We start from the raw sequence: 11691 nt of genomic DNA, 5'->3' as shown, positions 1-11691 counted from the left end.
TCGCCTGAAAACGGTCATTCCTCCCCTGCTCCACGGGAAAGTTCTGCTCCATCTGGGCTGGAGGAAGATCCGCAGGACGGGATCCGGCTCAACAAATTCATCGCGGCGTCCGGCTATTGCTCCCGTCGCAAGGCCGATGAGCTCATTTTTGCCGGTGCTGTCCAGGTCAACGGGATGGTGGAGCACGCTCCCGCCAGGCGCATCCTTCCTGACGATGTCGTCCTGGTCGAGGGCCGACGGCTTGCGGCCTTGCCCACCTCTTTTTCCTATATCATGCTGCACAAGCCGATACAGGTCATGTGTACAGCGCACGATCCGCAGGGGCGTCCCACGGTTTTGGATTGCCTGACGGCAGAAATGCGGCGGAACAGGGTTTATCCCATTGGAAGGCTTGATTATTTTTCAGAGGGATTGCTGCTGCTGACCAATGATGGCGAGCTGGCGCAGCGTCTGATGCACCCCCGCCATCATCAGCCCAAGACCTATGATGTCCTTGTTCGCGGTACGGTTCCGGCAGCAGCCCTGGCGACCATGCGCCGTGGCATGACCTTGGCAGAGGGAGAGGCATTGCGTCCGGTCGAAGTGGAAAGCCGGATGCAGGCCAATGGCCACACCCGGTTGCGGATGGTACTGCACCAGGGGGTCAACCGTCAGATCCGCCGGATGTGCCGGGATCTCGGCCTGACCATCCTGCGACTGAAGCGTATCCGGCTTGGCCCCCTTGGCCTTGGTGATCTTCCTCCAGGGAGCTGTCGCTTTCTGTCCGGGACAGAAGTCGCTGCCCTGCTCCAGGCTGCGGAGATCCGGCGGTAAAGGATTTGGGTAGCGCTGGCGCCGCTAGCCATGCGTGAGGAAGCCTCAAAACGGGGGAGAGCTGAACCGGGCAAATTGTCTGCCGGAAGGGCCGGACGGCAGATGCCATACGAGTCGTCACAGCATGAGATCACATAAAAAGGACGCCTGCTGGCGTCCTTTTTATACGTTACGAGGGCTGGCTGATTGCCGGCTCACGCCAGCAGACGCTGCAACAAGGCCTGGGCCTCCTCTTGCAGGGCATGCAAGTGCTGCTCACCAAGAAAACTTTCTGCATAGACCTTGCAGATAGCTTCGGTCCCGGAAGGCCGGATGGCAAACCAGCCATCCTGGCTACAGACCTTGACACCGCCGATGGCGGCCCCATTCCCCGGTGCCGTCGTCAGGATTCCGGTAACCGGGGATCCCGCCACTGTCTGCATCTGGATATCCTCCGCCTTCAGGGCTTTAAGGCAGGCACGCACGTGGTCATCAGCCGGGGCATCCTGGCGCTGATACAGAGGCGCGCCAAACTGTTCCGTCAGACTGTGATAGATCTCGTCCGGCCCCCGCTCTTCCCGGGCGGCCATTTCCGCTGCCAGCAGGCAGAGCAAGGGTCCGTCCTTGTCCGTACTCCAGGGGCTGCCGTCGAAGCAGAGGAAGGAAGCCCCCGCACTTTCCTCACAGCCCATACCGCAACTGCCGTCCGTCAGATAGGGCACGAACCATTTGAAGCCGACCGGGACTTCGATGACCTTGCGTCCCAGCTCCCGGCCTACCCTGTCCAGCATGGCGCTGGTCACCAGGGTCTTGCCGATACCGGCATCGGCCCGCCACTGGAAGCGGCTGCGGAAAAGATGCCAGGCCACGGAGGCCAGATAGTGATTGGGATTCATCAGACCGCTTTTGGCCACGATGCCGTGGCGGTCCGAGTCCGGGTCACAGGCAAAAGCCAGATCGAAGCGGTCGCGCATCCCAAGCAGGCCGCTCATGACATAGGGAGAGGAACAGTCCATCCTGATCTTGCCGTCCTTGTCACAGGGGACAAAACGGAACGTGGGATCAATGACCTTGTTGACCACGGTCAGGCGCAGCTTGTAGCGCTCGGCTATGGGTTCCCACAGCGAGAGGCTGGCACCCCCCAGAGGATCGACCCCCAGGGCGATGCCGGAAGCAGCGATGCTGTCCATATCCAGGATGCGCGGCAGATCTTCCACATAGCGGGCCGTAAAATCATAACCGTGCACCAGAGAAGAACGTCGGGCACTGCTGTATGGCAGGCGGTGGACGTCACAATTGAGATGGTCGAGATAGCCGTTGGCCCGGTTTTCGATCCAGGCGGTCACCGCCGTTTCGGCGGGTCCGCCATGCGGCGGATTATATTTGAAACCACCGTCAGCCGGGGGATTATGGGAGGGCGTGATGATGATACCATCAGCCAGGGCCTGGCTGCCGTATTCGCTGTTCCAGCACAGGATGGCATGGGAGACCGCGGGGGTCGCCGTGGCGGAGCCGTCGTGGGAGATGCGCACCTGGACATCATTGGCTGTCAGGACTTCAAGAGCGCTGCGAAAGGCCGGTTCCGACAGGGCGTGCGTATCCCCGCCCATGAACAGAGGGCCGGTGATGCCGTGCTGTTTGCGGTAATCGCAGACGGCCTGGGTGATGGCATGGATGTGGCGTTCGTTGAAGGTCTGTTTCAGCGAGGAGCCACGGTGCCCGGATGTACCAAAGGACACACGTTGCGCAGCCTGGTGTGGATCGGGGGATTCCGTGTAGTAGGCACTGACGAGCGCGGGAATATTTTCCAGTGTCTCGGGCGCCGGCAGCTTGCCGGCATGGGGATGTACTGCCATGATGTATCCTCCTGCCCCTTTTCTACCGTTTCCCCTGCCGACCCGCAAGCCAGTAAAAAAGAAAGGGGGCCTTGCAGGCCCCCCGTGATCATATGTTTGGACTATTTGCCACCGGTTACAGGAACCGCGCGGAAGATATTCTCGCCCCGGCGGTTGATCTGCAGCATGACGGCACCCCGCTTGCTGCCCTCGCCCGTCACTATCTTTGACAGGTCTTCGGGAGAAGATACCGTCTGACGGTTGGCCTTGATGATGACGTCACCGGGCCGGACACCGGCTTCGGCAGCAGGCTTGCTGGAATCCACATCCAGAACCAGCAGGCCGCCCTTGCCGTCCAGCTTCAGCTCGCGGCGCTCCTCATCCTTGAGGGGACGCACGGTCAGGCCAAGCTGGCCCTGGTTCTGCTGCTTCTGGCCGGCCTCGGAAGGCTTGCCGCCGTTGACGCCTGCCTGACGATCCCCCAGGGTCACGTTCAGCTCAACAGCTTTGCCGTTGCGCCACACGGCCAGGGTCACTGCCGTACCAGGTTTGTGGGCCGCGATGGCCCGCAACAGGGCGGAGGCATCTTCCACGCCCTTGCCGTTGACCTTGGTGATGACGTCACCGGCTTCGATGCCGGCCTTGGCCGCCGGCTCACCGTCCAGGACGCTGGCCACCAGGGCACCGGCGGGATGTTCCATGCCGAGAGCCTTGGCCGTGTTTTCATCCACATCCTGGATGGTCACGCCGATCCAGCCGCGGCTGACCTTTTTGCCGCTCTTGATCTGTTCCACGATACCGGCCGCCATGTTGCTGGGGATGGCAAAGCCGATCCCCTGCCCGCTGGCGATGATGGCCGTATTGATGCCGATGACCTCGCCCTTCATGTTCAGCAGCGGACCACCGCTGTTGCCGGGATTGATGGAGGCGTCCGTCTGCAGGAAGTTGTCAAACGGACCGGCATGGATGTTGCGGTTCTTGGCCGAAAGGATACCGGCCGTGACCGTATGGTCCAGAGCGAAAGGATTGCCGATGGCCAGCAGCCATTCCCCCACCAGCAGGGCATCGGAATCGCCGAACTTGAGGAAGGGCAGGTCCTTTTTGGCATCGACCTTGAGCAGGGCAAGGTCCGTATCTTCGTCCGTCCCCACGACCGTGGCCGTCAGCGGGGCAGTTTTGCCGTTGCTTTCGTCCAGGGTCACCTGGATGCTGTCACCATCGGCCACCACATGGTAGTTGGTCACGATATAACCGTCAGGCGAGATGATGAAACCGGAACCACGCGACATCTGTTTTTGCGGAGGACGCTTTCCGCGCGCATTGGGGCCGCCGAAAAATTCAAAGAAGCGGTCCGCTCCCGGCGGCATGCCGCGGAACATCTCGCCGAAGAATTCCTCAGGGCCGGCCGCAGCCGGAGAGGTACGCTCCGCACTGATGTTGACGACAGCCGGGCCGCATTTGGCAGCCAGCTCACTGAACTCGGGAAGACTGGCCGCCTGGGCGAATTGCGCTGCCGTGAACAGGACCAGAGCCAGCACGGCAGGGAGAAAGTGTTTAATCCTCATACAGGGCACACTCCTTAGCGTTTGTTTTGCAGAGCCTTCTGCAAAGCCTGTGCCATGATGCTCATGCCGGCATCCTTGGGAGCGGAACTGGTGTGCTGTTTCCAGGACTTGTCTTCAGCGGCGGAAGCCTCTTCCATACCTTCGGGAGCCAGGCTGATGCGACGGGCAGCCGTATCCACGGACTGCACGACCAGGGTCACGCTGTCACCCTTGTCCAGCTTGGAGAATTCACCGCTGTTCTTGGCATTTTTGATCACGCCGGCGGGCAGCAGGCCGGTGATGCCGGGGGCCAGGCTCACAAACAGGCCGAACTGGCTGCGGCTTTCCACCGTACCCGTCACCACGGTACCGGCAGCGAAGCGCTGGTCGGCATCCTGCCAGGGGTCGCCTTCGGCGTCACGCAGGCTCAGGGAGATGCGGCGGCTTTCCACGTTGATATCCTTGATCTTGACGGAGATCACGTCGCCCACGCTCACCACGTCCTCGGCCTTGTTCACGCGCTTGGTCCAGGACATTTCGGAAAGGTGCACCAGCCCTTCCACGCCAGGCAGCAGTTCCACGAAAGCACCGAAGGGAGCGATACGCACGACCTTTCCTTCCACCACGCTGCCGGCGGTCAGACGGTCGGCGACCTGAAGCCAGGGATCACCTTCAGCCTTCTTGCGGGACAGGGAAATACGGGTACGGCCCTTGTCGTCCTTGCTGACGGACAGAAGCTTGGCGCGCACCACATCGCCCACGGCCACCGCTTCGTCAGCGCTGTTCACGCGGGACCAGGACAGTTCGGAGAGGTGGATCATGCCTTCCACGCCGGGGGCCAGTTCCATGAAGGCACCAAAGGAGGCCAGACGGGTGATGCGGCCTTCCACGGTATCGCCCACATTGAGGGAGGCCAGGACCTTTTCCAGATTTTCCTGACGCTCACGATCCAGCAGGGCACGTCGGGAGACCACGATGTTGCGGCCGCGGTTTTCCACACGGATGATGAGGAACTGCATGGTACGGCCCACCAGGGCTTCGGCGTCGGTCACGCTCACGCTGTCCATCTGGCTGCCGGGACAGAAGGCGTTCTTGCCCATCACACTGACAGTGTAGCCGCCCTTGCAGGTACCGGTCACGCGGCCGTCCACGGGCACACCGGCGTCGCGGGCGTCTTCCAGGGCAGCCATGCCGGCGCCACTCATGGAGCGGGACAGACGGATCTCACCAGCGGAGGTACCCACGACATAGACTTCGATGCTGTCACCAGGGGCAACGCTTTCGTTGCCGTCGGCATCGAGGATGTCCTTGCGGTCCATGATGCCATCCAGCTTGATGCCCACATCCACAAAGACAGAGTCGCCGGTGATGGTGATGATGGTGCCCGTCACTTTCTGGCCAGGCTGCAGGCGCACAGTGCCGGCTTCCTGGGCCGCGAACATGGCGGCGAAGTCTTCGCTGCCTTCTTCGAAGGTGGACAGATTCTTTTCGTCAGTCATGGTATATTTGCTCCTTAAACAAATAATTTCCTGTGAAGTCCCCTTGTATAGCGCATTCACCGCCAGAAAACAACAAAGATGCTGGCAGCAATCCCGACGCGGGCCTGACTAATTTTTGAACAGGTGGCCAATTTTTGGACGCTGATCCCGGATGGGCAAGGGAGGGGGAGGCTCCTTAAAAATTAATGTATTACTTTAAAAAATTGCTCTCCAGGAAGGATTTTTACCGATAGCCGCCGTTTTTCATCTTGCAGGCGCAGATGTCAGCCGTTTTTTAGGAATAATGCGTGAAAAAGTATGGCCCATATTTTGATTTTAAGCCCTCAAAAAAATTTTTCCGTCCCAATAATCATAAATTCCCCAGAAAGGCTCAGAATTGATTTTGAGCCTTTCTGGGGAATTTTGCTTTTTTAGTGATCTAAATAAAAGCAATTATCAATTGTCGCATTCGCTTTTATGGCGGCACCCGGGACCAAGGATGCGGCTCCTGCCGCCACCGATGGGAAGCACCTCTATCTGAGTTGGCACTCGTTCCTTCAAACTCTGTACGTGGGAGATGATACCGATCAGTTTCCCCCGCTGCTGCAGGCTGGCCAAGGTACTCAGCGCTGTGTCCAGCGCATCTTCATCCAGCGTACCGAAACCTTCATCAAGGAAGAGGGAATCGATCCTGGTAGTACGGCTGGCCATCTGGGAGAGCCCCAGGGCCAGGGCCAGGCTGACAAGAAAGCTTTCGCCTCCAGAGAGGTTTTTTGTGCTGCGCAGCTCTCCGGCCTGGTAGTTATCACGGATATTGAGCTCCAACGGCCCGCTGCCCACCTCCAGCATATAGCGGTCAGTCATTTTGACCAGCTGCCCATTGGCATGGGCGACCATCAACTCAAGGTTCATCTGCTGGACGATGTTACGGAATTTTTTCCCGTCAGCGGACCCTATCAGTTCCTGCAACGCGGACCATTGCTCGAACACGCGTTCCTGCTGTTCCATGCGCTCTACCAGTACGCGCTGTTCCTGATGCAAACGCTCATTGTCCGCCAGCCGTTGCAGGCATGCTCCCTGTTCCTGTTGCTGTGCTGCCTGCTGCTGATCCAGCGCAGCCAGTGCCTGTTCCAGTTCTTCCTGGTTCTTTGTCGTCAGGGCCCTGGCAGTCTCGGTGGCCAGATGCTCCCTGGCCGCTCTGCTCCGCCCCGACAGCTCCATGCGGGCTTCGTGCAGTTCCTGTGAAAGCCGCTCCAGTTCTCCCCTTTCGTCCGCAGGCAGGCAGGCTTGCAAAAAACTCCGTTCGTCGGCAAAGGCTTCCTGCTGCAGGCCTTGCGCGAAGGCCTGCCCGGCGTGCTCTGTCTGGCCGGCGATACCGGCCAGCAAGGCATCTTTTTCTCTGATGGCGGATTCTGTCATGGTGACCACATCCGACATCCTGCCGGCCACGGCGGTCTGGTCGGCAAGTCGCTGCTCACCTTGTGTCACTGCCCGGGCCAGCCCGGCCTCGACTTCCTGGACATCTTTTTTGGCAAACAGGGCCAGACGCTGTTCGTGCAGCTTTTTCCATTGCTCTTCCCGTTCCCGGGCTTCCCGCTGCTGCGCCTCCAGGTGTGCCTGCTGCGATCTCACTTCCTGATCATGCTGCCCTGCCGCCAGCTCAAGTTCCTGCCGGGAAGCGGCCAGGTGTGAAAGGGCCGCCGTCTGACGTTCCCATTCCGCACGGCGGGTCTTCAAGGCAGACACTATGGACAAAAGTTCAGCATCGGCGGTGCCGAGATCATAGGCAGCCAGCATCGTGTCGAGGGCCTGTCTCCCCTGCTGTCCTTCCTGTCGCAGTTGCTCCACTTCCTGACGTACCCGCTGCTGCTCGGCAGTGGCCATGTCCAGCTCATGCCTGAGCTGCTCGACGGCCTGATCCAGCATCGCCTTTTGTTCCTGCAGGCGGGGGAGATTGTCATCCAGCATCTGGCAGGTCTTTTCAAGCTTGTCTGCCGTGGATATCCGCTGATAGAGCTCCCGCAGAAGTTCGGCCAACCTTTTCTGCTGTTCCCGCACGAAGTTCGTGGCACTTTCCAGGGATTCCCGCAGCAGGGAAGGCAGCCCGGCCTTCTCTGCCAGTTGTGCCAGATATTCCTGGGATTTCTGCAGCTTGTCTTGAAGCGACCGGGCATTCTCCATGCCGACGAGCAGGCTTTGTTCCAGACCTGTCAATCGCTCCCTCAAGGCGGCACACTGCTGATCCGTCACCGTGAAGCGCTGACGGACATCTTCTATCTGCTGCCAGCTGTCGGAAGTCGGCAGCCCCTGCAGCAGGTAAGGATGCTCCAGTGAGCCGCACAGGGGACAGGCATGTCCTTCCTCGAGCGCAGCCCGATGCTGCTCCAGGCTGGCGATGCGCAGGGCCAGCATGCGTTCCCGCTCCAGACTTGCCAGCGAGACTTCCAGCGCATCCCGCAAAGCCTGCTGCTGTTCCAGAAGTGTTTTGTTTTGCTGATGCTGTTCCTGCCACTGCTGCAATTGCTGCCGCCAGCGCTGTAACTCGGTATGGTAAAGAAAAACATCATTCAGAGATTTTTCAATGGCCTGTAACAGCAGGATCTTTTTCTGGATGTCGCTATATTCTTCCTGCCACTGGAGCAGGGAACGTCCCTCCAGAAGTTTTTCTTTTTCCGCCAGCAAGTTCCGGCGTCTGCTTTCCAGCTGAGAGAGTTCGGTGGCGGCGACTTCCTGACGCCGGAGACGTTCAGCCAGCCGTGCGTTGTCCTTCTCCAGCTGCTGGCTGGCCTGTCGCAGGGCCATGTCCCGTTGCCGCTGCTTCTGCTCAAGATCGTGCACCCGCTGGATACCGGCCTTGATGCCGCTCAACTGCTCCATCAGCCCGGCGTCTGCCGCATGGCTGTCCAGCCAGCTTTTCACGGCGGCCTGCTGCCGGAGGATATCATCGAGCGCCTGCCGCCGACTGTCGCGGCGGGCCTGTAACGAGGCAAGGGCCTGTTCCTGCTGGCGAACATCCAGCAGGACACGACGCACCTCCTTTTCCGAGCTTTCCAGCTGGATGTCGAGGGCCCGTACCTGATGCAGCAACGGCGTCTGGCGTGCCTGCTCCGCTTTGGCCTCTTCGAGCTGACGGGCACACGCTTCCTGTTTATGCCGGGCTTCCTGCAATTTCTCCTGCAAGCGGGGCAGCTCCGTGGCATGGTTCTGCCGCTGTTCCGTCAGCAGGCTTTGCTGATGACGCAATTGCAGCAAAGCAGCATAACTGCCTTCCAGGCGGGCAGCCCGCTGTGCCTGTTCCAGCCGCAGAGCCTGCGGGCGGAACGCCTGCTCCCTGAGGGAAAGTTTTTCCTCCTCCGCTTCTATCCGGGCCAGCTGGCTCCGGGCCGTATCAAGCCCCCGCAGCCACTGCACGGCCTGCTGCATCTGCTGCGCCTGTGTCTTGAGCAGCCGGCCCTGCTCTTCCAGCCGGGACAGCTGCTGCCGCAAGGCCTGCTCCTCGTCCGCGGCCAGCAGGGGCTTGCCGGCCAGCTCCTTGCGCATGTCCTCCAGCAGGAGTTTTTCCTGCCGGTGCCGTTCATGTACCAGCATGGAGATGCGGCTGTACTTCTCCGTGCCGGTGATGCTCTCAAGTATGGGGGCCCGGCTATCGGCCGAAGCATCCAGAAAGGCCGAGAAACCTCCCTGGGCCAGCATCATGGAGCGGGTGAAGCGGTCAAAATCCAGCCCGGTTATCTCGGTGACCACCCTGGCCATATCCCTTTTCTGGGCACAGATGATCTGGCCGCTGTCCGCGTCCGCTATCTCGTGCCGGGCCGCCTGGAGCCTGCCTTCCGGGGATTTCCGGGCCCGGCGCTGGCTCCAGTGGCAGCGGTAACGGCGCCCGGAGGCGATCTGGAAGACCACCTCCGCCATACACTCGCCGGTCTGACGGGACATGATCTCGTTCTCGCTGTCGCTCAGGGTCTTGAGCCGCGGCGTCCGGCCGTACAGGGCCAGGCAGATGGCGTCCAGGATGGTCGTCTTGCCGGCCCCCGTGGGGCCTGTGATGGCAAAGATCCCGGCGGAGACGAAGTCTGGCCGGGTCAGGTCGATCTCCCAGATGCCGGTCAGGGAATTGAGATTCTGGAAACGTATGTTCTGGATGCGCATGGCGGCCCCTATTCGGCATTGCTGTCTGTTTCGTGCATGGCGGTGAGGATCTCTCCGTACAGGCGCATGAGCAGGTCGGCCTGGGCCCCTTCGATCTTCCGGGCTGCAAGGCAGCGCGAAAAAACTTCTGTCTCGCCCAGCTCTTCAAGGTTCCTGCCCGTATCGTCCAGCCTCGGCTGGCTGTCCGGCAGGCGCGCATTACGGATCTTCAGGACGCGCAGCCCGCTCCCGGCCACAGCCGTCTCCACCTGCCGGCGCAGGCTGCCCTCAAGGTCATCACCGGTATAGACCACTTCCAGCCAGGCGGAACTGTCGCTGTCCCGGAGCGCTGCCAGACGGCTGAGTATCTCACTCATGGAACCGCTCACCCGCTCCAGCTTCTGGAATTCCGGCACAGGCAGCAGTTCCACACGGGCCGAGCGCCCGCTGAAATCGACCAGGCAGACGCTTTTGGGCTGCGAGGCTTCGCCAAAGCCCATAGGCAGGGGCGAGCCGCTGTAGCGCATATGCTCCATGCCTCCCACCCGCTGGGGCACATGCAGGTGCCCCAGGGCCAGATAATCGATGCACGGCGGGAAGATGGACGCCGGGACATGCGCCAGCGAGCCCACATAAAGATCACGCACGCCATCGCCGTCAACGGTCTGCCCGCCGGCAGTGAACAGATGCCCCATACAAAGCAGGGGGACATCAGGCGCCAGACGGTCCCGCAGCGCCGCCGCCTCTTCCAGGACCTGCGCGTAATGCCGGCGGATGGCTTCCTGCATCTTGCTTTCCTTGTCGCCGCTGCTCTCCCCTTCCTCCACCAGGCGCATGTCGGCATCACGCAGGAAGGGAACGGCACAGACGATGAGCGCGACCTTGCCCTGGGCATCCCGCAGGACCTTGACCTCATCCGCGGGATCTTCGGGCAGGTTGCCCACCACATGGATATCCAGGACCTGCAATATCTCGCGTGAAGCCCCCAGCATGGACGGCGAATCGTGATTGCCGGCAGTGATGACCACATGACGGCAGGGTGAGAGATAGACCTGCCGCAAAAAGTCATAGTACAGGCGCTGGGCCCTGTTGCTGGGCGTGCCGCTATCGAAGATATCCCCCGGGACGACCAGGACATCCACCTCTTTTTCCTGCAATGTGCGGGCAAGCCAGTCCAGGAAAGCCGAAAATTCCTCGTAGCGTTTCTGGCCGAAAAGCGGGCGGCCCAGATGCCAGTCCGATGTATGAAGTACGCGCATAATAAAAGGCCGGTTTGATGCCGGGTACGGCAGTGCAGAAAAGAATGGCCGCCATGTGCGGCCTGACTTTCCCAGTTATAAGACCGAAAAAAAGGCCTGTGAAGGCCGGAAAGTGCAGAAAAAAATGCAGAAACGCCCTGCTTGCGCAGGGCGTCCTTCTTTAATAGGCGTTGATGTATTCATCCAGACTGCCGGCAGAGCAGTTCCGGCTCACCCAGAAAGCCGATGCCCAGACCATCAGGGCCGTTGCCTGGGTATCGTCCAGACTTTTGAGCTTGCTTTCCAGGCTGGAGCGGCTGGCGCCATGCCGGGCATGCAGATTGTTGAGCTCGCACGCATCGCTGACCCGCAGCAGAAGGTAGGACAGGCGCGTGTGGTCAGGCAGCAGGCGCGTATCCTTGTGCGCTTCCACGATGGTCTTCAGCTCGGCAGCGGTGAACATCTGTTTGATGTTGGCCATGGCACGGAAAAAGGTATCCACAGCCCAGGGCAGGATGAATTCCGCGCCGGCGCTCTTGGTGCGAAAATAATCCTTGAGCCAGCGTTCCTGTTCGTCATTGATGCGTGCTGCTACCTGTGGCATGGGGCCCCCGTAAGCGTCTGCGACGCCCTGTTCCTGCGAGATTTTTCAGAAGCCTACCGCAGGGCCCGCCAA

At 60.6% G+C, this 11691-nt stretch carries 7 protein-coding genes; 1 reads left to right on the top strand and 6 read right to left on the bottom strand.

The genetic code is table 11. The features are described from left to right. Positions 1-81: 81 nt before the first annotated feature. Positions 82-813 carry a pseudouridine synthase gene (locus DESPIGER_RS03090; RefSeq protein ID WP_072337511.1) on the top strand — a complete coding sequence of 244 codons (732 nt, stop codon included), beginning with the start codon at positions 82-84 and terminating at the stop codon, positions 811-813. Between the two features lie 194 nt (positions 814-1007). On the opposite strand, the gene pgm is transcribed toward DESPIGER_RS03090, so the two are convergent. From pgm to DESPIGER_RS03060, 6 genes are all read right to left on the bottom strand, one after another. After that, positions 1008-2648, bottom strand: coding sequence for a phosphoglucomutase (alpha-D-glucose-1,6-bisphosphate-dependent) (gene pgm / locus DESPIGER_RS03085; RefSeq protein ID WP_072332937.1), 1641 nt, complete (start codon positions 2646-2648; stop codon positions 1008-1010). Between the two features lie 101 nt (positions 2649-2749). Next, positions 2750-4192: a DegQ family serine endoprotease gene (locus DESPIGER_RS03080; RefSeq protein WP_072332934.1), complete on the bottom strand. Its 1443-nt coding sequence runs from the start codon at positions 4190-4192 to the stop codon at positions 2750-2752. A 14-nt stretch (positions 4193-4206) separates the two neighbouring features. Beyond that, on the bottom strand, positions 4207-5670 hold the full coding sequence (locus DESPIGER_RS03075; RefSeq protein ID WP_072332930.1) for a 30S ribosomal protein S1: 1464 nt from the start codon (positions 5668-5670) through the stop codon (positions 4207-4209). A 435-nt stretch (positions 5671-6105) separates the two neighbouring features. Beyond that, positions 6106-9798: an AAA family ATPase gene (locus DESPIGER_RS03070; RefSeq protein ID WP_072332927.1), complete on the bottom strand. Its 3693-nt coding sequence runs from the start codon at positions 9796-9798 to the stop codon at positions 6106-6108. Between the two features lie 8 nt (positions 9799-9806). Then, positions 9807-11036: an exonuclease SbcCD subunit D C-terminal domain-containing protein gene (locus tag DESPIGER_RS03065; protein ID WP_072332924.1), complete on the bottom strand. Its 1230-nt coding sequence runs from the start codon at positions 11034-11036 to the stop codon at positions 9807-9809. A gap of 160 nt (positions 11037-11196) precedes the next feature. Then, a complete protein-coding gene (locus DESPIGER_RS03060; protein WP_072332921.1) occupies positions 11197-11619 on the bottom strand; it encodes a hypothetical protein in 423 nt (140 codons plus the stop codon). Positions 11620-11691: the final 72 nt, after the last annotated feature.

Source organism: Desulfovibrio piger, assembly GCF_900116045.1.
GTDB classification, from domain to species: Bacteria; Desulfobacterota; Desulfovibrionia; order Desulfovibrionales; family Desulfovibrionaceae; genus Desulfovibrio; species Desulfovibrio piger_A.
The sequence above is the reverse complement of the archived record's forward strand: the minus strand, read 5'-3'. Positions and strand labels throughout refer to the sequence as shown.